23 protein-coding genes are annotated in these 21,828 nt (G+C 68.0%); 8 read left to right on the top strand and 15 right to left on the bottom strand.

What is annotated here, in order from left to right; all coding sequences use genetic code 11:
• Nucleotides 1–27: 27 nt before the first annotated feature.
• A complete protein-coding gene (locus CG716_RS25880; protein ID WP_094483999.1) occupies nucleotides 28–969 on the top strand; it encodes a TauD/TfdA dioxygenase family protein in 942 nt (313 codons plus the stop codon).
• Here the strand turns inward: CG716_RS25880 and CG716_RS25875 are convergent.
• The 6 genes from CG716_RS25875 to CG716_RS25850 are packed head-to-tail and all read right to left on the bottom strand — an operon-like array spanning nucleotide 966 to nucleotide 5,251.
• Nucleotides 966–1,385 carry a hypothetical protein gene (locus CG716_RS25875; RefSeq protein WP_094483998.1) on the bottom strand — a complete coding sequence of 140 codons (420 nt, stop codon included), beginning with the start codon at nucleotides 1,383–1,385 and terminating at the stop codon, nucleotides 966–968. The two genes, CG716_RS25880 and CG716_RS25875, sit on opposite strands and share 4 nt — an antisense overlap.
• Nucleotides 1,382–2,623, bottom strand: a complete 1,242-nt coding sequence (locus CG716_RS25870; protein WP_094483997.1) for a DUF58 domain-containing protein — start codon at nucleotides 2,621–2,623, stop codon at nucleotides 1,382–1,384. The genes CG716_RS25875 and CG716_RS25870 overlap by 4 nt, the downstream gene beginning before the upstream one ends.
• A complete protein-coding gene (locus CG716_RS25865; protein WP_094483996.1) occupies nucleotides 2,623–3,591 on the bottom strand; it encodes an AAA family ATPase in 969 nt (322 codons plus the stop codon). The genes CG716_RS25870 and CG716_RS25865 overlap by 1 nt, the downstream gene beginning before the upstream one ends.
• A complete protein-coding gene (locus CG716_RS25860; RefSeq protein WP_275987860.1) occupies nucleotides 3,588–4,049 on the bottom strand; it encodes a hypothetical protein in 462 nt (153 codons plus the stop codon). The genes CG716_RS25865 and CG716_RS25860 overlap by 4 nt, the downstream gene beginning before the upstream one ends.
• An 8-nt stretch (nucleotides 4,050–4,057) precedes the next feature.
• Nucleotides 4,058–4,999 (bottom strand): DUF4129 domain-containing protein, encoded by a 942-nt coding sequence (locus CG716_RS25855; RefSeq protein ID WP_094483994.1) that lies wholly within the window; start codon nucleotides 4,997–4,999, stop codon nucleotides 4,058–4,060.
• On the bottom strand, nucleotides 5,000–5,251 hold the full coding sequence (locus CG716_RS25850) for a hypothetical protein (RefSeq protein ID WP_133067023.1): 252 nt from the start codon (nucleotides 5,249–5,251) through the stop codon (nucleotides 5,000–5,002).
• 39 nt (nucleotides 5,252–5,290) lie between these two features.
• Between CG716_RS25850 and cobG the strand changes: the two genes are divergently transcribed.
• Genes cobG through CG716_RS25835 form a run of 3 tightly spaced genes read left to right on the top strand, consistent with a single transcriptional unit; the run spans nucleotide 5,291 to nucleotide 8,491 of the window.
• Nucleotides 5,291–6,394, top strand: a complete 1,104-nt coding sequence (cobG, locus tag CG716_RS25845; protein ID WP_165774308.1) for a precorrin-3B synthase — start codon at nucleotides 5,291–5,293, stop codon at nucleotides 6,392–6,394.
• 16 nt (nucleotides 6,395–6,410) lie between these two features.
• The gene (locus CG716_RS25840; RefSeq protein ID WP_094483991.1) at nucleotides 6,411–7,037 is read left to right on the top strand and encodes a precorrin-8X methylmutase; all 627 of its coding nucleotides are present in this window, start codon (nucleotides 6,411–6,413) and stop codon (nucleotides 7,035–7,037) included.
• Nucleotides 7,034–8,491 carry a precorrin-2 C(20)-methyltransferase gene (locus CG716_RS25835; RefSeq protein WP_094483990.1) on the top strand — a complete coding sequence of 486 codons (1,458 nt, stop codon included), beginning with the start codon at nucleotides 7,034–7,036 and terminating at the stop codon, nucleotides 8,489–8,491. Before CG716_RS25840 ends, CG716_RS25835 begins: the two co-directional genes overlap by 4 nt.
• On the opposite strand, the gene CG716_RS25830 is transcribed toward CG716_RS25835, so the two are convergent.
• From CG716_RS25830 to CG716_RS25815, 4 genes are read right to left on the bottom strand one after another with little or no spacing between them, the layout of a single operon-like run.
• Nucleotides 8,479–9,207: a cobalt-precorrin-6A reductase gene (locus CG716_RS25830; RefSeq protein WP_094483989.1), complete on the bottom strand. Its 729-nt coding sequence runs from the start codon at nucleotides 9,205–9,207 to the stop codon at nucleotides 8,479–8,481. The two genes, CG716_RS25835 and CG716_RS25830, sit on opposite strands and share 13 nt — an antisense overlap.
• The gene (gene cobM / locus CG716_RS25825) at nucleotides 9,207–9,962 is read right to left on the bottom strand and encodes a precorrin-4 C(11)-methyltransferase (RefSeq protein ID WP_094484027.1); all 756 of its coding nucleotides are present in this window, start codon (nucleotides 9,960–9,962) and stop codon (nucleotides 9,207–9,209) included. Before cobM ends, CG716_RS25830 begins: the two co-directional genes overlap by 1 nt.
• Nucleotides 9,959–11,164 (bottom strand): precorrin-6y C5,15-methyltransferase (decarboxylating) subunit CbiE, encoded by a 1,206-nt coding sequence (gene cbiE / locus CG716_RS25820; protein WP_094483988.1) that lies wholly within the window; start codon nucleotides 11,162–11,164, stop codon nucleotides 9,959–9,961. The genes cobM and cbiE overlap by 4 nt, the downstream gene beginning before the upstream one ends.
• Nucleotides 11,161–11,910: a decaprenylphospho-beta-D-erythro-pentofuranosid-2-ulose 2-reductase gene (locus CG716_RS25815; RefSeq protein WP_094483987.1), complete on the bottom strand. Its 750-nt coding sequence runs from the start codon at nucleotides 11,908–11,910 to the stop codon at nucleotides 11,161–11,163. Before CG716_RS25815 ends, cbiE begins: the two co-directional genes overlap by 4 nt.
• Nucleotides 11,911–12,086: 176 nt before the next feature.
• Between CG716_RS25815 and CG716_RS25810 the strand changes: the two genes are divergently transcribed.
• The gene (locus CG716_RS25810) at nucleotides 12,087–13,304 is read left to right on the top strand and encodes an RNA-guided endonuclease InsQ/TnpB family protein (RefSeq protein WP_094483986.1); all 1,218 of its coding nucleotides are present in this window, start codon (nucleotides 12,087–12,089) and stop codon (nucleotides 13,302–13,304) included.
• A gap of 58 nt (nucleotides 13,305–13,362) precedes the next feature.
• Complete coding sequence (locus CG716_RS25805) at nucleotides 13,363–13,776, top strand: F420-dependent biliverdin reductase (RefSeq protein ID WP_094483985.1); 414 nt, start codon at nucleotides 13,363–13,365, stop codon at nucleotides 13,774–13,776.
• On the opposite strand, the gene CG716_RS25800 is transcribed toward CG716_RS25805, so the two are convergent.
• A complete protein-coding gene (locus tag CG716_RS25800) occupies nucleotides 13,773–14,894 on the bottom strand; it encodes a M24 family metallopeptidase (RefSeq protein WP_094483984.1) in 1,122 nt (373 codons plus the stop codon). The two genes, CG716_RS25805 and CG716_RS25800, sit on opposite strands and share 4 nt — an antisense overlap.
• 35 nt (nucleotides 14,895–14,929) lie before the next feature.
• Here CG716_RS25800 and CG716_RS25795 point away from each other — a divergent pair, with 35 nt between their 5' ends.
• A complete protein-coding gene (locus CG716_RS25795) occupies nucleotides 14,930–15,781 on the top strand; it encodes a hypothetical protein (RefSeq protein ID WP_094483983.1) in 852 nt (283 codons plus the stop codon).
• Here the strand turns inward: CG716_RS25795 and CG716_RS25790 are convergent.
• A complete protein-coding gene (locus tag CG716_RS25790; protein WP_094483982.1) occupies nucleotides 15,766–16,158 on the bottom strand; it encodes a VOC family protein in 393 nt (130 codons plus the stop codon). The genes CG716_RS25795 and CG716_RS25790 overlap by 16 nt on opposite strands.
• Before the next feature lie 29 nt (nucleotides 16,159–16,187).
• On the opposite strand from CG716_RS25790, the gene CG716_RS25785 reads away from it, so the two are divergent.
• Nucleotides 16,188–17,144, top strand: coding sequence for a 5'-3' exonuclease (locus CG716_RS25785; protein ID WP_094484026.1), 957 nt, complete (start codon nucleotides 16,188–16,190; stop codon nucleotides 17,142–17,144).
• 81 nt (nucleotides 17,145–17,225) lie between these two features.
• Here the strand turns inward: CG716_RS25785 and CG716_RS25780 are convergent, their stop codons facing one another.
• The 3 genes from CG716_RS25780 to tatC form a co-directional block, all read right to left on the bottom strand.
• On the bottom strand, nucleotides 17,226–17,996 hold the full coding sequence (locus CG716_RS25780) for a DUF4333 domain-containing protein (protein ID WP_094484025.1): 771 nt from the start codon (nucleotides 17,994–17,996) through the stop codon (nucleotides 17,226–17,228).
• Between the two features lie 72 nt (nucleotides 17,997–18,068).
• Nucleotides 18,069–20,873, bottom strand: coding sequence for a DEAD/DEAH box helicase (locus CG716_RS25775; protein WP_094483981.1), 2,805 nt, complete (start codon nucleotides 20,871–20,873; stop codon nucleotides 18,069–18,071).
• Nucleotides 20,857–21,720 carry a twin-arginine translocase subunit TatC gene (gene tatC / locus CG716_RS25770; RefSeq protein ID WP_420093228.1) on the bottom strand — a complete coding sequence of 288 codons (864 nt, stop codon included), beginning with the start codon at nucleotides 21,718–21,720 and terminating at the stop codon, nucleotides 20,857–20,859. The genes CG716_RS25775 and tatC overlap by 17 nt, the downstream gene beginning before the upstream one ends.
• Nucleotides 21,721–21,828 lie beyond the last annotated feature (108 nt).

The following is a 21,828-nucleotide window of genomic DNA, read 5'->3' as shown; positions in this document are numbered from 1 at the left end:
GTGTGACGGACCGAGACCATCGAGGTCATGCCCCTCTCACTCGATGTTTCCAAGCTCGGCGCCCACATCGGTGCGGTGGTCTCCGGGGTGCGCCTCGGCGGCGATCTCGACCCCGACACCGTTGACGCCATCCGCGCGGCGCTGCTGGAACACAAGGTGATCTTCTTCCGCGACCAACACCACCTCGACGACGACGGTCAAGTGGCGTTCGCCGGACGCATCGGGGTGCCGACCATCGCCCACCCGACCGTCACGTCGCGCGGCGATACGGTCCTACCCGTCGATTCCCGATTCGGCAGAGCCAATTCCTGGCACTCCGACGTCACGTTCGTCGACCGGCCACCCAAAGCGTCGCTGCTGCGGGCGGTGACGCTGCCCACCTACGGCGGCAGCACCGCGTGGGCGTCCACCGAAGCCGCCTACGACCAACTGCCCCCCGCGTTGCGGGCGCTGGCCGAGAACCTGTGGGCGACGCACACCAACCTCTACGACTACGCCGCCGACGGGGCCGAGAACCCTGAGGCGATCACCAACGAGACCCGGGAATACCGCGCCGAGTTCCAATCCGCCTATTACGAGACCGAACATCCGGTGGTGCGGATCCACCCCGAGACCGGTAAGCGGGTGCTGCTGCTCGGGCATTTCGTCAAACGTTTCGTCGGTCTGGGCACCAGCGAGTCCGCCAGCTTGTTCTCGGTACTGCAGAACCGCATCACCCGGCTGGAGAACACCGTCCGGTGGAATTGGCAGTCAGGTGATCTCGCGCTCTGGGACAACCGCGCCACCCAGCACTACGGCGTGGCCGACTACGACGACCAGCCGCGGTTCCTGCGCCGGGTGACGCTGGCCGGCGACGTCCCGATCGACGTGCACGGCCTGCCCAGCCGGGCGATCACCGGCGACGCGTCACACTATTCCGACGTGGTCTCCCCCAATGTGGTAGCCGGGCAGCCGCTTCCGATCGGCTAGTCCTCAGCGCCGAAGAATGGGCCCAGTGCCACGCCGACGGCAACGACGGCCGCCACCGGGGCCAGCAGCGCCAGCCAGGGAAGTCCGGCCGGTACCGCGGTGGCCAGTACCCCGATCGCGGCGAACCCGACGATCCCGATCGCTGTCGGTCGGGTGATCGCAGCGTGCGTCAACACCAGATACGCCGTCGCGCACACGCCGGACACCGCGGCCAGCATCGGTTGCGACGGACTCAGCGCGACGGCGCCGACCACCACGAGCACGGCAGCGGTGGCCGCGGCCCGCAGGTAGAGCCCGGCCGGCACAGCGATCAGCGCCACCGCCACCGCGATCAGCGCCCATTGATCGGCACCGACCGCCGCCGCGCCGGCCATCGCCACCCCGAACGCTGCGGCCGCCAGCCGCTGGGATGTCATGACGAGCGCCGGGCCCGGTCAGGTACCAGGCTCATCGCCTGGTCAAGGGTGATCCCGCCGGGCCATGGCACCACGTCGACACCGATCACCTTCATGTCGCGGTACATCGCCGAACGCTGCAGTGCCCACATCCGCTCGAGGATCGGATCGTGACTGTCGGCGAAGGGCCAGCCCTCCAAGACGTCGACCGCCACGACCGTGTGCCCCCTCTTGCACAGGTCGATCAAGGCCAGTGCGAAGCCGGTGTCGAGCATCGTCGAGAATCCGACGACGACCGCGCCGGGCGGAATGGCGGCACGCGGCGCCAATGTTCCTGCCGTGTTGAGGTATTCGCTGCCGACGCCGAGCGCGGCGTCGAGTACCCGGTAGAACTGGCGGCGGCCGATGTCAGCGCCGAGCCAGCGCGGCCGGCTTCCGCCTAGCCCGACGATCCCGGCCCGGTCACCATTGCGCAGCGCCGTCTGCACCACCTGGGTGGCACCGCGCAGCGCCCGCTCGGTGGCCGCGGTCGCGGGCCCGGCCGGCTGGGCACTCATGTCCACGAGCACCACCACGTCGGCGGCACGGTCGGTCAGCCGTTCGGTGACGTGCAGGGTGCCGCGGCGGGCGCTGACCGACCAGTTCACGGTGCGGAGCTGATCGCCGGGCAGATAGGGGCGAATATCGGCGAATTCCACACCGGGGCCGATGTGGCGGGTCAGATGGGTGCCCAGCCGGTCGGGCAATTCCGTCCGCGGAATCCCGGTCGGCTGCGGCGGCGCGACTGGGAACACGAACAGGTCGGCGGCGTCGATGGTCGCGGTGCCGGTGAGCAGCCCGCCGGCCGCGACGACCTCGACCTGGGTGCGCAGCGGGTATCGGCCCCACCGCGGCGCTCCGGCGGAGACCGTCGTGCGTGCGTCATCGCCGGAGATCACCTCGGTCTGCAGTCCGGGTATCGCGCAGACGTGCAGGGTCCCGACGGGGGTCTCCTCAGCCAGCTCGGCGCTCAGCTGCATCTGCTCGTTCTCGAAACAGCGTGCCGTGCCGGGATATCCGAGCACTGACGTGGTCGCCGGGCGGCGCTGCCAATCGATCGAAGACAGCAGGCCGAGCATCGGCGCCACGAACGCGATCAGCTGCCACCGCGCGCCGATCACAGCGATCGCAAGTACGACACCGACGCAGGTGGCAATCGAACGAGTCAATGGCGATGCGCTCCAACGCAATACGGCTTCGGTGCTGCGGGTGTCAGCCATCACTGGCCCTGTCCGCGTGCCCGTGGGACCGGCAGCCGCCGCAGCAGCTGGTCGACCACGTCGGAACCATGCACGCTGCGCACCCACATCTCCGGCCGTAGGCTGATCCGATGGGCGATCGCGGGAACCGCAAGCGCTTTCACATCCTCGGGGATCACATAGTCCCGGCCTGACACCAGCGCGCGGGCGCGGGCGAGTTGGACCAGGTCCAGCTCGGCGCGCGGGCTGGCGCCGACAGCCACTTGCGGGTGGCTGCGGGTAGCCGTCGCCAGGGACACCACGTAGTGCAGGACGTCGTCGTGCACCGAGACGTGCTCCACCGATTCCCGCATCGCCAGAAGGTCTTTGGCGTCCACCACCTGCTTGATGGTCACCTCCGCTGAACCCCGGTCCAGGCGGCGCCGCAACATCGACGCCTCCTCTGCCTCGGACAGGTACTTCAATGCGACTTTGACGGCAAATCGGTCGAGCTGGGCTTCGGGCAACGGGTAGGTGCCCTCGTACTCGATCGGGTTGTCGGTAGCCAGCACGATGAACGGCAAAGGGAGTCTGTGGGTTTCGCCGTCGATGCTGACCTGACGTTCGGCCATCGCCTCCAGCAGAGCGGCCTGCGTCTTGGGCGGGGTCCGGTTGATCTCGTCGGCCATCACCAGATTCGTGAAGATCGGGCCCGGCCGAAACTCGAAGCGGCCGGACTGCATGTCGTAGATCGTGGAGCCGAGCAGGTCTGCGGGCAGCAGGTCGGGTGTGAACTGCACACGGGTGAAGCGCAGGCCGAGCGCGGCCGCGAACGACCGCGCGATCAGGGTTTTGCCCATGCCGGGCAGGTCTTCGATCAGCACGTGCCCACCGGCCAGCACCGTGGTCAGGATCAGCGTGAGCGCGGCGCGTTTTCCGACCACCGCCCGCTCGATCTCGTCAAGCACGGCCTCGCAGTAGGCCGTCATCGCCGGCGCCGGCATCGTCATAGGTCTTCCATCCGTCGCAGGATCTCTTCGAGCGTGGCGTACCCCGGTCCTGGTTCGCGGCCCCGGCTTCGAACGATGTTGTTAGGGTCCACCCAGACCCACAGGTCGTCACCGAACACGATGCGCCCGGTGGCCTGCAATGCCGCCGGATCGCGCTGACGGGTGGCGAGCACGAACTCACGCGCCAGCCGGGGCCGCAGGTGCCGGTCCCAGTCGTCCCGGGTGGAGTCGGCCCACTGAATCGTCGATTCGGTCCGGGATCGCCAGCGCTGCAACGCTTCCCCGGGATCATCGGCCGACTCTGCCGGCAGACGATGAGGTGCCGCGCCGAAGCTCAGGCGGGCAGCGAGCAGGAATACCGCGAGCGCCAGCCCGGCGATCGGCATCACCCAGCGCCCTGCTGTCAGCACCATCGCCAGGACTTCCGCCGCCGCGACCAGGACGAGCCCGCCGGCCATCAGCCTGATCACACGGTGCTCCGCAGCTCGTCGAGAACGAGACGAAGCGCACGTTCAGCAGTCTCGCGGTGCCCCTCGTTCATCACGTGGGTGCTGAACCTGGCCTCAGCGAATAGCATGACGAGTTCGGTTGCGCTGCCGGCGTGAATCGCCTCGTGCTCGACCGCGCGAGCCAGGACCTCCGAGGGGGTGTCCGACTCCTGCGGTGCCGCACCGGGCGCGTCGGCCAGTGCGCGTTCCATCGCTACGTAACACGCAATGATGGCCTCCCGCGGTTCACGGCTGAGATCGCCCACCTCGGCCAGCCCCCGTTCGGCCGCCAGCGCAAGCGATCCCGGCCCGGGCGCCGCCGGTTCTGCACCAGCGGCAACCAGCGGGACCGGCGACGGAGCGCGTCGGCCGCGAATCCGGAGCACGACCGTTCCGGCCAAGACGACCGCCAGCAGGACGGCCATGGCGATCACGAGGTACCAGAAGACCACGTCACCATCGCCTGGCTGGGGTGGCGGTGGGCGCGGAACGGATTCGCCGCCGGGCGGTCTGCTGCCAGGAGGCGATGTGCTCGGCGGGGCCGGCCCCCCGAGCTGCGGCATGCGCAGCTGGGCAAGCAGCGCGACGACCAATATCCAGGCCAAGATCACGCCGACGATCACCAGCACGAAGCGCCAACTCCGTCGCGTCCCGCCGCCTGCGCCGCCTGGGACGTGCTCGCGGGCAGCCTGTTTGGCTCGCCGCGGGTCGCGCAGCGAGGCCACGATCGACACGATGATCACCAGCAGGCACACCGTTACCAGGGCCAGCATCCCCAGCAGACTCGCGGAGTTGTCGCCCGGTGGCTCGCGGTTGGCCGGTTGCGCACCGGGCAGATGCCCGCGCAGCGAGACCCCGAGCAGCAGGACCAAGGCGACCAGTGCGGCCACCCGCACTCTCGCCTGCCCGGTGCCCTGCATTTAGGGGCTACGAACCTCGAAGTCGGCGACCACCGGACCCTGAAGCAGCTCCTGGTGCTGGCCCGAATCCAACGGAAAGACCTCGGGGAGAGCCGCTTTGATGTCCTCGTTGTAGCTCTTCGTCGCCACTTCGGTGGGTGCCGCACAAGCGACCCGGCCTGCCCGCATTTGTTCGATCCGCCACGTCGCCATACACGGGCCGGACACCCCGGCGCCGATGATTCCCACCTGCGGTGTGGCAGCCGTCGCCATCGCCTGAACATACGCCCGTACGGTGGACGGGTGGAGCGAATGCGCGACGACGACGCCTGCCCCGGTGCCCTGCAGGTGCACCAGGCCGCCGACGGCGCACTGGCCCGGTTGCGGCTGCCCGGCGGGATGATCTCCGCGGCACAGCTGGAAGCGCTGGCGCACACGGCGTCGGCGTTCGGCAACGGCACGCTGGAGCTGACCGTACGGGGGAACCTACAGCTGCGCGGCGTGGGTGATACCGCTGCCGTCGCCGACGCGGTGGCCGGCGCCGGTCTGCTGCCGTCGCCCACCCACGAACGAGTGCGCAACATCGTCGCTTCTCCCCTGTCCGGCCGGGTCGGCGGGCTGGCCGATATTCGGCCATGGGTCACCGAACTGGACGCGGCCATCCAGGCCGACCCGGATCTGGCGCGACTGCCGGGCCGGTTCCTGTTCGGCCTCGACGACGGCCGCGGCGATATTTCCGGGCTGGGCGCCGACATCGGTGCGCATGTCCTGACCGACGGTGTGGCGCTGATGCTCGCCGGCCACGACACCGGGATAAGGCTCGCGCCGGGCGAGGTGATCGCGGCACTGGTCGAGGTTGCCCGCCGGTTCGTCGACATTCGTGGAAAGTGCTGGCGAATAACGGAATTGGATGATCAGTCCTCGTTGGTCGCAGGATTCCAGGTGACCGCGCCCGCCGGTGCCACCCATCTCCCGGTGCTGCGTCCGCCGGTCGGGTGGATCGCGCAGGACGACGGCGCGGTGGCGCTGGGTACGGCGATCCCACTGGGCGTGCTGGCGGCCAGGCAGGCCGAGTTCGTCGCCGCCATCGACGCGCCGATCGTCGTCACCCCGTGGCGATCGCTGCTGATCTGCGATCTGACCGAAGCGGTGGCTGACACATCGCTGCGGGTACTCGCCCCGATGGGCCTGGTCTTCGACGAGAACTCGCCCTGGCTGGACGTGACCGCGTGTGTGGGCAGCCCCGGGTGCGAGAAGTCGCTGGCCGACGTGCGAGCCGAGGCGGCGCGCGTGGTGGCCGAAGAGGATGTTGACGGCCATGTGCACTACGTGGGCTGCGAACGAGCCTGCGGGAGTCCCCCGACTGGTCAGGTCTTCGTGGCGACCGAAGAGGGGTTCCGGCGGACATCACGCTAGGTCGTAGGGTGAGCGGGTGCTCGACTACATTCGCGACGCCGCCGAGATCTATCGGCAGTCGTTCGCGACCATTCGCGACGAAGCCGACCTGACACCGTTCCCCGAGGATGTCGCGCGGGTGGTCGTCCGGCTGATCCACACCTGCGGGCAGGTCGACGTAGCCGAACATGTGGCGTTCACCCCCGGTGTGGTGAGCGCAACGCGTGCCGCGCTGCAGGCCGGTGCACCGATTCTGTGCGATTCGTCGATGGTCGCGGCAGGAATCACCGCTGCTCGGCTGCCGGCCGGCAATGAGGTGGTGTCGCTGGTCGCCGATCCGCGGGCGCCCGAGCTGGCCCAGCGCCGTGAGACGACTCGTTCGGCCGCGGGTGTTGAGCTGTGGGCCGATCGGCTGGCCGGTGCGGTGGTGGCGATCGGCAACGCGCCGACCGCCTTGTTCCGGCTGCTGGAACTGGTCGACGAGGGGGTGCCCGCCCCGGTGTCGGTGTTGGGTGGCCCAGTCGGGTTCGTGGGCTCGGCGCAGTCCAAGCAGGAGTTGATCGACCGGCCCCGCGGGATCCACTACCTGGTGGTGACGGGGCGTCGTGGTGGCAGCGCGATGGCGGCGGCTGCGGTGAACGCGATCGCGAGTGAACGCGAATGACCCACGGCACGTTGTATGGCGTCGGTCTGGGCCCGGGTGATCCCGAGCTGGTGACGGTCAAGGCAGCCAGGATCATCGGCGCCGCCGATGTGGTGGCGTACCACAGCGCGCGGCACGGTCGCAGCATCGCGCGACGCATCGCCGAGCCGTATCTGCGCGACGGCCAGGTCGAGGAGCATCTGGTCTACCCGGTGACCACCGAGACCACCGAACATCCCGGCGGCTACGCCGGCGCGATGGAGGACTTCTACCGCGAGTCGGCCGAACGTATTGCCGCCCATCTCGATGCCGGCCGTGATGTCGCGCTGCTGGCCGAGGGCGATCCGCTGTTCTACAGCTCCTACATGCATATGCACACTCGGCTGACCGAGCGGTTCAGCGCGGTGATCATCCCCGGCGTGACATCGGTGAGCGCCGCCTCGGCGGCGATCGCCACTCCCCTGGTGACCGGCGACGAGGTGCTGTCCGTGCTGCCGGGCACCATGCCGGTACACGAGCTGGCGCGACGCCTTGCCGATGCCGACGCCGCGGTGGTGCTCAAGCTTGGTCGGTCATATCCACAAGTGCGGGAAGCGCTTTCGATGGCCGGTAGGCTCGATGAGGCATTCTATGTCGAACGCGCCAGCACCGAGGCGCAGCGCGTGCTGCCGGCCGGGGAAGTCGACGCCGACGGGGTGCCATACTTCTCGCTGGCCATCCTTCCGGGTGGTGGACGCGTCAAACCGACCACTGCTGGTGTCGCCGTCGTCGGGCTTGGGCCGGGCGATGTGGACTGGATGACGCCGCAGAGCCGCCAGGAGCTCACCGCGGCCACCGACCTGATCGGCTACGGGCCATATCTGGATCGGGTGCCAGCACAGGCCGGGCAGCGCCGCCACCCCAGTGACAACACCGACGAACCCGCTCGGGCGCGACTGGCGTGCGAGCTAGCCGAGCAGGGCCGCGCCGTCGCGGTGGTGTCCTCCGGCGATCCGGGTGTGTTCGCGATGGCCACCGCGGTGCTCGAGGAGGCCAAGCAGTGGCCGAACGTCGCAGTCCGGGTGATCCCGGCGATGACGGCCGCGCAGGCGGTCGCCAGCCGGGTCGGCGCGCCGCTGGGTCACGACTATGCGGTGATCTCGTTGTCCGACCGGCTCAAGCCGTGGGACGTCATTGCGACCCGGTTGACCGCGGCCGCACAGGCCGATCTGGTGCTGGCGATCTACAACCCGGCGTCGAAGAGCCGCACCTGGCAGGTCGCCGCGATGCGCGACCTGCTGCTGGAGCACCGCGAACCGGGCACCCCGGTGGTGATCGGCCGCGACGTCGCCGGCCCCCGCGAGTCGGTGACGGTCGTACGATTAGGCGACCTGGACCCCGCCGATGTCGACATGCGCTGTCTGCTGATCATCGGCTCGTCGCAGACGCAGTGGTACGGCGACACGGTGTTCACGCCGCGCCGCTATCCGACCTGAGCCTGCACCCAGTCGGCGGCCTCGTCGACGGTGCTCACGACGTTCACGCCGACGGGCAGCGGCGGCCGGTCGATCATCACTACGGCGACGCCGAGGTCGGCTGCTGCCTTGAGCTTGGCCTCGGTGAGCTCTCCCCCGCTGTTCTTCGTCACCAGCACGTCAATTCTTTTGTCCCGCAACAGCGCACACTCGTCGGCATAGCCGTACGGCCCGCGGGACAGCAGCACCTCGTGGTTGCATGGCATCACTGTCGCATCGGGCGGTGTCACCACCCGGATCAAGAACCAGGCATGACTCGAGGTGAACGGCGCCACCCCGGAACGCCCAGTGGTGAGGAATACCCGTGAATAGTGTTGATTGGCAACGACCTGCGCGGCCTCGACGTCAGAGGCCACCCGCACGGCGCCCGCCGGGTCCCAGGCGGGCCGGGCGAGCACGAGGTGCGGCAGGCCCAGTTCGGCACACACCTGCGCGGCGTGCGCGGTCATGGTCGCCGCGAACGGGTGGGTAGCGTCGACCACGGCGCCGATCTCGTTGTCGTCCAGCCACTGTCGCAGACCGGCGACGCCGCCGAAACCGCCGATGCGGACCGGCCCCTGTGGCAGCGCCGGGTCGGGCACCCGCCCGGCCAGCGAGCTGACGATGTCGTATTCCGGATGCAGCCGGGCGGCCAGCGCTCGAGCCTCGCCGGTACCGCCGAGCAGCAGGATCCGCATCAGTGCTGGCTTCCCCGGGTTCGGCCCGAGGAATACAGGTAGCTGTCGGTGAACCCCTCTGCAGCAAGCACATCGCCGACGACGATCACCGCGGTCTTGGTGATCTGCGCCTCGTGCATCTGCCCGGCGATATCGGCCAGCGTGCCACGCAACACAACCTGCTCGGGCCAGCTGGCGAAGACGACGACGGCGACCGGCGTATCCGAGCGGTAGCCGCCCTCGAGCAGTTGCGGCACGATGACGTCGATCCGGTGCGCGGCCAGGTGCAGCACCAGTGTCGCGCCGGGCTGGGACAGCGTGATCAGGTCCTCGCCGTCGGGCATGGCGGTCGACAGGGTCGCCACCCGGCTCAGGGTCACGGTCTGCGCTACGCCGGGCACCGTGAGTTCACGGCCGAGCGCGGCCGCTGCGGCCGCGAATGCCGGCACGCCAGGCACGATTTCGTAGCCGATGCCGAGCGCGTCGAGCCTGCGGCACTGTTCGGCCAGCGCGCTGTAGATCGAGGGATCCCCGGAGTGCAGGCGCGCGACGTCGTACCCGGCGGCGTCGGCATCGGCCAGTTCGCCGATGATCTGTTCCAGAGTGAGCGGGCCCGTGTCCACGACTTTGGCGTCGGCCGGGCACAATGCCAGCAGGTCGTCGGGCATGATCGACCCGGCGTATAGGCACACCGGGCAGCGTTGGAGCAGCCGCTGTCCGCGCACGGTGATCAGGTCGGCCGCGCCAGGTCCGGCGCCGATGAAATAGACGGTCACGGTTTGCGCACCGACCACTGGGTAACGGGCATAGCGGGCCGCCAGCCGGTGAAACCGCCCACCGCCTCGCCACGATAGTGTTGAAAGCGCCGTAGCTGGCCGCCGAGTTTCGAATAATATTGCAGAAGAACGACTTCCGATTCTGCGGTGACGGTGTTGGCAACCAATCGGCCACCACTAGGCAGCCGCTGCAGGCACGAATCCAGCAACCCGGGCGTCGTCAGGCCACCGCCGATGAACACCGCCGCCGGAGTCTGCACGCCGGTGACGCCGCCGTCGGTCAGTACGGCCTCAGCGAAAGCCTCGGGTGCCGCACCACGCACCTCGACGTTCGCCCCGAATCGCATGGCGTTCGACGCGATCCGGGCACGTCGCTGCTCATCACGTTCGAATGCCACTGCCGCGCAATCTGATCCGCTTCGGCACCACTCAACCGCGATACTTCCGGAACCGGAGCCGACATCCCACAGCAGCTCCCCGGGGCGGGGAGCCAATGCCGCCAACGTGACCGCGCGCATTGACTGTTTGGTGAGCTGCCCGTCGTGGGCGAACGCATCATCGGGCAGCACCGACAGCAGCCGGTCATCGGGCAGATAACGTACGGCGACCACGTTCAGATCGTCAACACTGAGTGGCGGTGCAACAGACCAGTCCTGTGCGGTGCCGTCACGCAGACGTTCGGCTGGACCACCGAGCTGTTCGAGCACCGTCATCTGCGAGCCGCCGAGGCCCGCTTCGACGAGCACGGTGGCCAGCTCGGCGGGCTCGGAACCGTCGCGGCACAGCACGATCGCTTGCCCGCCGCGCCGCACGATCGTGCGGGGATGCGCGGTCATCAGGCTGATCACTTCGGTGTCCTGAACCGACCAGCCCAACCGGGCGCACGCCAGCGTCACACTCGACACATGCGGAAGCACCGTCACACGGTCGGGGCCACACAGTCGAATCAGCGATGCGCCGACACCGTGCAGCATCGGGTCACCGCTGGCCAGCACGTGCACGTCCCCGTCGAAGTCGCGGACCGCATACAGCCCGTCCACAAATGGCCGGCCCCATTCCTTGCGCTCCGCGCTCACCGAGACGTCGAGCAGGTCGAGCTGCCGTTGCGACCCGTAAATGACTGTCGCCCGGTGCAATTCAGTGCAGGATGCCGGCGCGAGCCCCGCCATCCCGTCGGCGCCGATACCGACCACGAATATCATCTCGGCATCCTCCGCCAGACGAACCGGGGCGTCAGCCGAAACGCGAACGCCAGCAGAGCCAGCGGCGCCGGCACCCACACTGTGCCGCGCCCCTTGGCCAAGGCGCGCACCGTAGCGTCGGCTACCTGAGCCGGCGTCCGAGACAGCGGTGCGGGATCCATGCCCTGCGTCATCCGCCCGATGACGAACCCGGGCCGCACGATCAGCAGCTGCACCCCGCTGCCGTGCAGGGCGTCGGCCAGTCCGTTGGCGAACGCGTCGAGCCCGGACTTGGCCGAGCCGTAGACGTAGTTGGCGCGGCGCCCACGCACCCCGGCGATCGAGGAGAACACCACGAGCGCGCCCCGGTCCGCCGCGCGCATGGCGGTGGACAGATGGGTCAGCAGGCTCACCTGCGCCACGTAGTCGGTCTGCACGATCGCGACAGCGTGCTCGGCGTCGGTCTCGGCGCGGGCCTGATCGCCCAGGATGCCGAACGCCAGCACGGCTGTGCCGATCGGCCCGTGTGCGGCCACCAGCTTGTCCACCAGGGGGCCGTGCGAGGCCAGGTCGTCGGCGTCGAATTCGACGGTGTGCACGGCCGTCGCGCCTGCAGCACGCAGCGCGCTGAGCTGCTCGTCGAGCTGATCGGCGCGCCGGGCGGCGAGCACCACGGTGGCGCCGGACGCCAACCGCTCGGCGACTTCGACGCCGATCTCGCTGCGGCCGCCGAAGATCACGACCGGACCGGCCCCCGTGTCATTCACGGCTGTGATTATTCACCAGGCGTTCTGCGGCGAAAGTCTGACGCTCGTGGTGGGGAGTAAACCGCTCTCGCTCGTGCGGATGCTCTCAACCGGGTCAGTGCTGGCTGCTGCCACACTGCCGCCAGCGCGGTCGCTGTCATGGCCGAGTTGTCGGTGGGCCGCGTTACCGTCTCTACATGAGTTCGTCAGCTCGAGGGGCAAAGGTGCGTTATGCGTACCGTCTCCGGATGTCGGCGACTGCAAAGGCGTTGTTGCTGGCGGAGTGGGACCGCTGCCGGTGGGTGTGGAATCAATGCGTAGCGGCATCCGACGCCGCGCACCGGACGTCCATAACGACTGGCGTGAAGCTGGAATGCGGTCCAGCACAGCTGGATAAGCTACTGACAGGATGGCGTGCTGAGCATCAGTGGCTCTCTGATGGATCGAGTGTTGCTCAGCAGCAGACGATTCGGGATTTCGGCCGGGCTCGTACGAAGGCGCTCAGCGACCGAAAAGACAAACGGCTGTCGCCGCGACAGCGGCGTGGGCTGCCAAAGTTCAAGTCCAAGCACCGTGCCGCGCCGAGTCTGAACTACACGTTGCGCGGGTTCGTTCTTGATGGTCGTGTAATTAGGTTGGCCGGCGGCATCGTGGTGCGCCCGTTGTGGTCGCGCGAACTACCGGCTGCACCGTCGAGTATCCGTGTCTACCGCGACGCGCTGGACCGCTGGTGGTGTTCGTTCGTCGTGACGCGGCCCGACACCGAGCTACTGCCTACGACAGGCCAATCAATCGGGATCGATTGGGGCGTAGTTGATCTGGCAGTAACCACCAGCGCAAACCACGATCTCGAACACCCGCAACATGGCCGCGCGGCGGCGGCCCGATTAACGCGTTATCAACGCATGATGGCGCGCCGCAAACCCGCCAGAGGAGCCGTCCCCTCACGCGGGTACAAGGCGGCCAAGCGGGCCGCCGCCAAGCAGCACGCTCATGTCGCGGCTCAACGCGTTGATACCGGGCGCAAATGGGCAAAGTCGATCGTGACGGATTTCGATCAGATCGCCGTCGAGAATTTCCGGCCCAAGTTTCTCGCGCGATCGAGGACGGCACGCAAGGCCGCCGACGGGGCGATCGCTGCCACTAAACGTGGGTTGATTGAGCAAGCCGACAAGCACGGCCGCGACCTCGTGCTTGTCGACCCGAAATACACCACCACGGACTGCAGCAGCTGCGGTGCGAGAGCCAAACACCTTCTGCCGCTGTCGAAACGCATCTACCGGTGCGACTACTGCGGAAACGTCGCACCGCGCGACAAGAACTCCGCGTCCGTCATACGCAACCGGGCTGGTTTCGTCCCGGCTGGTGTCGATGGCATAAGACCTGAACGCTCACCGAGCGGGCAGGCAGCCTGAGCCAGGAATCCCGCTCAATACACGGGTGGGAGGATTCAATGCGCTAGCGTGGACGTTGATGGCGAACTCAACGACCCGGCTGACCAGCGACGCGCTGGCATTCCTCACCGAACGCCACCTCGCTATGCTGACAACTCTGCGCTCGGACAACTCACCCCATGTGGTGGCTGTCGGTTTCACCTTTGATCCCAAGACCCATATCGCCCGCGTGATCACCAGCGATGGCTCGCAGAAGGCCATCAACGCCGAGCGATCCCAAGTCGGCGTGCTCTCCCAGGTAGACGGCGCCCGGTGGTTGTCGCTGGAGGGCGAAGCCAGCGTCAATCGCGATCCGGCGGCGGTTCGCGACGCCGAGCTGCGCTACGCCCAGCGATACCGCACTCCGCGCGTGAATCCGAAACGCGTCGTTATCGAAGTGCACGTGACGAGGGTTCTCGGCTCCTCGGGGCTGCTGGACCACTCGAAGAGCTAGACCGGCACCACCGTCAGCTCGTGCGGGCCGCTGTTGACGGCCAGCGCGCCGTCCGCGGTGACGATGACGATGTCCTCGATGCGGGCGCCCCAGCGGCCCGGGAAGTAGATCCCCGGCTCCACCGAGAACGCCATGCCCTCGGCCAGCGGCAGATCGTTGCCCGCGACGATGTAGGGCTCCTCGTGCACCGAGAGCCCGATGCCGTGCCCGGTGCGGTGCACGAAGTACTCGGCCAGCCCGGCGTCGGCGAGCACGTCGCGGGCTGCGGCGTCGACCTGCTCGGCGGTCACGCCCGGGCGGACCGCGGCGACGGCGGCGGCCTGCGCGCGCTGCAGCACGGCGTACTGTTCGGCGATCTCGGCGCTGGGCTCCCCGAGGCTGTAGGTGCGGGTGCAGTCGGAGTTGTATCCCGGTGCGTACGGGCCGCCGATATCGACGACGACGATGTCGCCGGCCTGCAGCACGCGGTCGGAGTGTTCGTGGTGTGGGTCTGCGCCGTGCGGTCCGGAGCCGACAATGATGAACGCCACCGATGAATGCCCCTCGGCCACAATGGCTTTGGCGATGTCGTCAGCGACGTCGGCTTCGGTGCGGCCAGGCACCAGGAATTCGGGCACCTGGGCGTGCACCCGGTCGATCGCGGCGCCGGCCTTACGCAGTGCGTCGATCTCGGCCGGATCCTTGACCATGCGCAGCGACCGCAACACGTCGGTGGCCAATACCGGGACCGAGCCGAACCGTTCGGACAAAGGCAGCAGGTGCAGCGCGGGCATCGAGTCGGTCACCGCAACGCGAGCGTGGCCGCCAAGGGCCACCGCGACAATGTCGTAGGGATTTTCGCCGTCCACCCAGTCCTGCACCGGCAACCCGAGGTCGACGACGGCGGACTCTTTCAGAGAGGCCAGTTCCAGCCGCGGCACCACCATGATCGGCTGCCCGGTAGCCGGCACGACCAAAGCGGTGAGCCGCTCAAAGGTCTGGGCCGCCGAGCCGACGAGGTAGCGAAGGTCGTAGCCGGGCGTGATGACCAGCCCGGCCAGTCCCGCGTCGGCGGCCGCGGTTGCCGCGGCGGCGAGCCGACGGGCATAGACATCGCTGCTGAAACGGCTGGCACTCATGCCAGCCAGGCTAGCGGCACGCATACGATGACGCGATGCTGCGTGACATCCGTGAGCTCGCCGACGATCCCGCGGCCTACGCCGCCGAACTGAACCGCCGCTGGGGCGGCCTGCTGAGCTACCGCTACCTGGGCCGCAGCTACTCCTCCATGGATGTCGGCGCGCAGGACACCGTCGACATCCGCCACGACATGCGCAATCCCACCGGCGGCTTGTTCCTCGCGGTACTCGGCATCGTCTCGCCGGATAGTGGTCTGGTCTCGGATCGGGAAGCAGTGCCCAATCCGGTGGTCGTCTCCATCCAGGTGCTCGATCCCGGCCGCGACGTGCGCCGCATCGAGATCCAGTCCGAGGATCTCAAGCGCGGCAGGCAGATGTCCTACAGCCGGTCCCGGATCGTCGACGCCGACAACCCCTCTCGTGTGCTGGCGCTCAACGAGGGCCAGGGTGTCAGCATCGGCGTCCCGCCCGAGGGGCTGGAGAAGATGGAGCTCAACCCGATCGAAGTCGTCGACTCCCCCGACCTGCCGCCGTTGTGGCAGGTGTTCGGGGCCGCCCGCCGGCCGGACGGAGTCTGGGCACTGCCGGAACTGTCGGTCGAGGTGGCCTCCCCGGACGCCGCGCTGCACATCGGTCCGCAGTTCGTGGTGCTGGAGACGGCCGCCATGGATGCAGCAGCCGAGGCGGTGGGCACCGATCAGTTGCAGGGCGTCAGCTCGCACGTGATGTTTTTGGCGCGCGGCAAGTTCGGTCCCTTCCGGGTCGATGCGCAGCCCATTCGTGGTGCCGACGGCACCATCGCGGCGCGCGCCACGATGTACGACGAGGGCGCCGGCAACAAGGCGATCACCGCCGGGTCATACGTGTTCCGTTACCGCGCTGGGTAACTCGCGATCTCGACCAGATTGCCCTCGGGATCGCGGCAGTAGTACGACGTCATCGAACCGAGCGCCCCGGTCTTGGTGACAGGCCCCTGGCTGATCGCCACCCCGGCGTCGCGCAGCCGTGCCGCGACGTCGTCGGGCGACGACGTGGTGATGAAACACAGATCCAGCGACCCGGGGGCGTCGACGTCCGCGGTGGTCCAGTCCGGCGCGCCGGTCGGCCGCAGGTTGAGCTTCTGATCGCCGAATCGCAACGCCAACCTGTCACCGGAAAACGTTTCGAGGCGCATACCGAGGACACGGACGTACCAGTCGGCGACGGCGCCGACGTCATGGCAGTTGACCACCACGTGGTCGATGCGCTCAATGGCGAACGACATCCTCCAACGCTACTGGCAGGATGGCTGGCATGTCTGCACCGGTGTTGCTGCTTGACGGCGCCAGCATGTGGTTTCGCTCGTTCTTCGGCGTGCCCTCCTCGATCACCGCGCCCGACGGCCGGCCGGTCAACGCTGTGCGCGGGTTCCTCGACAGTGTGGCCACATTGATCACCCGGGAACGCCCGGCCCGCCTGGTGGTGTGCCTGGATCTGGATTGGCGCCCGCAGTTCCGGGTGGACGCGATCCCGTCGTACAAGGCACACCGAGTTGCCGAGGAAAATCCCAGTGGCGAAACGGATTTGGAGGAAGTACCAGACGATCTGAGCCCACAGGTCGACATGATCATGGAGCTGCTCGACGCGTTCGGGATCGCTACCGCGGGGGCGGAGGGCTTCGAAGCCGACGACGTGCTGGGCACGCTGGCGACGGCCGAAAATCGCGATCCCGTGGTGGTCGTCAGCGGTGATCGCGATCTGCTGCAGCTGGTCGGTGACGACCCGGTGCCGGTGCGGGTGCTGTATCTGGGCCGGGGGCTGTCGAACGCGACCATGTTCGGGCCGGCTGAGGTCGCCGAGCGCTACGGGGTGCCCATCCACCGGGCGGGGCTCGCCTACGCCGAACTGGCTCTGCTGCGCGGTGATCCATCCGACGGGCTGCCCGGGGTGCCCGGCGTCGGGGAGAAGACCGCGGCAACGCTACTCGCGCAGTACGGCTCGCTGGCGGATATCCTGGCCGCTGCGCACGACCCGAAATCCAAGTTGGCCAAGACTTCTCGCGCCAAGCTGCTGGCGGCCACCGATTACATCGAGGCGGCCGGGCCCGTGGTGCTGGTCGCCAAGGATGCGCCCGTCGAGTTCTCGACTGCTGACGACCGGCTGCCGCTGGCTGCCGCCGATCCGGCCCGAGTTGCCGAGCTGGCCCACGCGTACGGCGTTACGTCGTCGATCGGACGCCTGCAGAAAGCGCTGGACGCACTGCCCGATTAGTCGGGATACACGTCGAGATAGCAACCACGCAGCAAAAGGTCGAGTAGACCATGCGTGAGCGCTATCTCGACGCTGTGCCGGCTACTTGGGCCGGCCGACCTCGTAGGTGCCCTTGTCGTCCTGGAACGTCACCGTCACCTGGCGCTTGGTGCCATCGATGCTCACCTCGCAGGTGAACGTGTCACCTTTTTTGACGGTCGGGTTCTGACCGTTGTTGCACTTGACGTCCTTGACGTTCTTGGCACCGTAGCCGTTGGTCTCGTCGGTGAGGATCTGCTGGACGCCCACCTGGGCCTTGCCGATGTCCAGCTTGGTGGTCACGAAGAAACCGGGCTTCCAGAAGCCCAACACCAGCACCACCGCCACGACGATCGCGGCCAGCACACCGATGACGCTGAAGATCACGGTCGTGGACCGCTTGGAGCCCTTTTCAGCATCTGGCTGCGGGTAGGGAGCAAACTGCCCAGGCTGGTTAGGGTCACCCGGCTGCTGCGGGTACTGGCCGGGCTGCTGCGGGTACTGGCCGGGCTGCTGCGGGTACTGGCCGTACTGCGGCTGCCCGTACTGGCCGGGCTGCCCGTACTGCGGCTGGCCGTAAGCGCCCGGGTTGTACTCGGCGGGCGCCTGATAGGGCTGCTGCGGGTAACCCTGCGTCGGCTGCTGCCCGTATTGCGGGTACTGCTGCTGGGTGTAGGCGGGCGGCTGCCAGGCCGGAGGCTCGCCGGTCGGCTGCTGCCACGCCGGCGTCTCACCGCCCGGGGTGGGCTGCTCGGAGCCGGGGGCGGGCTGATCCTGACCCTGCGCGGGCTGGCCCTGCCAGGGATTGGGGTCAGATCCCTGCGGTCCGCTCATCGTCTCTCCTTGATCTGGTAGCGCTTTGATCTGGTAGCGCTTCGCCGCTCCCACCGTAGCGTTTGCACAACCCTACCCGCCATCAACAGCAACGACGCCGCGCCGAACGTCCTCGATGGCGCGTTTCGCCGTCGTCCGCAGACCGGCTTCCGGCCCCGCATTGCGCACCTGATCGAGTAGATCGAGCACCTGACGGCACCACCGCACGAAATCACCGGCCGGCAGCGGCGTGCCGCCGCCCGCCACATCGGAGGCCGCCAGGGCGGCAGCCAGGTCGCCGGTCGTCGCCCAGCGGTAGACGGCGGCCACGAACCCCTCGTCGGGCTGGCGGGAGGGCGCGATCCGGTGCCGGCTCTCGTCGGCCCGAAGCTGTCCCGACAGCCGCCGAGTCTCGACCAACGCGCGGCGGACGTTCGGGGTGGGCATGTCGATCGCGTGGGCCGGCGTGGGCCCGTCACTGCCGCGGGTCTCGAACACCATCGCCGACAGGACCGCGGCCAGCTCGGCCGGCGCCAGACCCTTCCAGGTGCCCTTACGCAGACATTCGGCTACCAGCAGATCGCTCTCGCTGTAGATCCGCGCCAGCAGCCGGCCGTCGGCCGTCACCCGGGGATCGCCATCAGACTTGTCCTCGATGAATCCGCGCTCAGTCAGCAGCCCGACGATTCGGTCGAACGTGCGGGCCAGTGAATTGGTCGCCGCGCTCACCTTGTTGCGAATCTGCTCGTTGTCGCGCTCCACCCGCAGATAGCGCTCACCGATGCGGACCTTGACTTCCCGGTCGGGCAGCCCGTGCGCGGAGTGCTTACGCATCGCCTCCCGCAACTTCATCAGCTCCGGGTCAATGTCGGCAGGCTCGTCGGATTCGCCGCGCCGCTTGCGGGCCGAGGGCACCATGAGCCCGGCCGACGCCGACAGCAACGCTGACGCCAGATCCCGTCGCACCCTCGGCTGGCGATGCTCGACCCGCTTCGGCAGCGACATCGACCCGAGCGGTGCCGTCAACCCCGCGAAGTCAGACGAGGAAACCCTTCCCGCCCAACGGTTTTCGGTCAGCACCAAGGGACGGGGATCGGACGGGTCGTTGGCCGCTTCCAGCACCACGGCCAGCCCACCGCGGCGCCCCTGGTTGATGTTGATGATGTCGCCGCGGCGCAGTGCTGCCAACGCGTCCGCGGTGACCTGCCTGCGCTGCAGCCGCGACGCCCGGGACTGCGCCCGCTCCCGCTCGCTGATCTTGGCGCGCAACCGCACATAGCCGAGGACCGCCGGCTCACGGTCGGGATTGGCGCGGCGGTCCCAGCCCAGTTCGGCGGCGATCTCGCCGAGCATCTTCTCGCCGCGCTCGACGCCGCGGACCAGGCCCACCACCGACCGATCGGCCTGGTACTGCGCGAACGACCGCTCCAGCAGTTGGTGGGCCTGCTCGGGGCCCATCTGGTTCACCAGGTTGATCGTCATGTTGTACGACGGCGCGAACGAGCTCCTCAGCGGGAAAGTTCGGGTCGAGGCCAGCCCAGCAATTTCTGAAGGCTCCGCTGTGTTTTCGCCGGGGTGCCACAACACGACGGCATGACCCTCGACGTCGATGCCGCGTCGGCCCGCACGGCCGGTCAGCTGGGTGTACTCCCCCGGCGTCAGCGGCATGTGCTGTTCGCCGTTGAACTTGACCAGCTTCTCCAACACGACGGTGCGGGCGGGCATGTTGATGCCGAGGGCCAACGTCTCGGTCGCGAAGACAGCCTTGACCAGGCCCGCGGTGAACAGTTCCTCGACGGTGTGCCGGAACACCGGCAGCATGCCGGCGTGGTGGGCCGCCAGCCCCCGAAGGAGGCCCTCCCGCCACTCGTAGTAGTCGAGCACCACCAGGTCGGCATCGGCGAGATCGCCACAGCGGCGGTCGATCACCTCGGCGATCCGCTTACGGTCCTCGTCGTCGGTGAGCCGCAGCGGACTGCGCAGACACTGCTTGACGGCGGCGTCGCAGCCGGCGCGGGAGAAGATGAATGTAATGGCGGGCAGCAGGCCTTCGCGGTCAAGGGATGCGATCACGTCGGGGCGCGCCGGAGGCCGATACAAGCCGGTGCCGGGCCCACCGCGCCGAGGCCCGCGCCGACGGGGCTCCCAGTCAGTCAGGCGTTCGGCTTCCCGCCGGTGCGCGATGTGGCGGATCAGGTCCGGGTCGACGAGGTGTTCTCTGCCCGCCGTGTTTGTCCCAGCCGAATAGTCGAACAGATCGAACATCCGCTTGCCGACCAATACGTGCTGCCACAAGGGAACCGGCCGATGTTCGTCGACGACGACAGTGGTATCGCCGCGCACGGTCTGTATCCAGCCGCCGAACTCCTCGGCGTTGCTCACAGTGGCCGACAAGCTGACCAGACGCACATCCTCGGGCAGGTGCAGGATCACCTCCTCCCACACCGCGCCGCGCATCCGGTCGGCCAGGAAGTGGACCTCATCCATAACCACAAAGGACAGCGCACGCAATGTTTCGGCACCGGCGTACAGCATGTTGCGGAGCACCTCGGTGGTCATCACCACGATCGGCGCATCGCCGTTGACCGACTGATCGCCAGTGAGCAAGCCGATCTTCTCAGCGCCGTAACGACGCACCAGATCGTTGTGCTTCTGGTTGCTCAGTGCCTTGATCGGCGTGGTGTAGAAGCACTTTCGACCGGCCGCCAACGCGAGGTGCACCGCGAACTCTCCGACGACGGTCTTACCCGCGCCAGTCGGCGCGCACACCAGCACGCCGTGCCCGCGCTCCAATGCTTCGCACGCCTGCACCTGGAACGGGTCGAGCCGAAACGTCAGCAGCTCGGTGAACCGGGCCAGTTCCGCCCCCAGTCCACCGGACTCAGGTGATGTCGTCATGCTGTGCCGCGAATGTCACGGGAGCCGCCACCGGCGTCGGCGCCTCGATCGGTGCGGCCTGGTCGTCGGGAATCTCGGCCTGCGCATCCCGCTTTGCCTTGCGCCGGTCGTGCAGCCTGGTGATCTGGATGGCGAATTCCAGCAGCAGCGTCAGCGCCATGCCGAGGGCGAGCATCGAGAACGGATCGGAGCCAGGCGTGGCGAAAGCGGCGAAGACGAACACCCCGAAGATCAAGCCGCGGCGCCACGCCTTGAGCTTGGCGTACGGCAGCATCCCGATCATGTTGAGCATGATGATCAGCAGCGGAAATTCGAAGCTGACACCGAAAATCAGCAGCAAGTTGATCAGGAAGCCGAAATATTGGTCACCGGACAGCGCCGTGACCTGAACGTCGCTGCCGACGGTGAGCAGGAAGTGCAACGCCTTGGACAGCACGAAGTAGGCCAGCACCGTGCCGGACACGAACAGCAGCGCGGCGAAGAAGACGAACACCGACGCGAAGCGCCGCTCGTTGCGGTACAGCCCGGGAGTGATGAACGCCCACAACTGGTGCAGCCACACCGGGCACGCCAGCACGATGCCCGCCGTCAGGCCGACCTTGAGGCGCAGCATGAACTGGTCGAACGGCGCCGTGGCCAGCAGGCGGCAGCCGCCGTCGGCGCTGATGTCGGCGCGCGCTGACTGGGGTAGCGAGCAATAGGGCTCGCGCAGCCATTCCCCCAGGCTCTCGACGCCGAAAAAGCCGTGACTGTACCAAAGGAAACCCACGATGGTGGTCAACGCGACGGCACCCATGGCGATCAACAAGCGGGTCCGCAACTCCCGGATGTGGTCGACGAGTGACATCGTCCCGTCGGGGTTGGTGCGGCTACGACGTTGTCGCGGATCAAGCTGCGACAGAATCTTAGGGGTGCGCACGGCAGCATCTAACTACGGCGCGTGGGCGCCTGATCG

Source organism: Mycolicibacterium sphagni (assembly GCF_002250655.1).
Taxonomy (GTDB): domain Bacteria; phylum Actinomycetota; class Actinomycetes; order Mycobacteriales; family Mycobacteriaceae; genus Mycobacterium; species Mycobacterium sphagni.
Note: the sequence above shows the minus strand (reverse complement) of the source record. Positions and strands in the feature narration are given on the sequence as shown.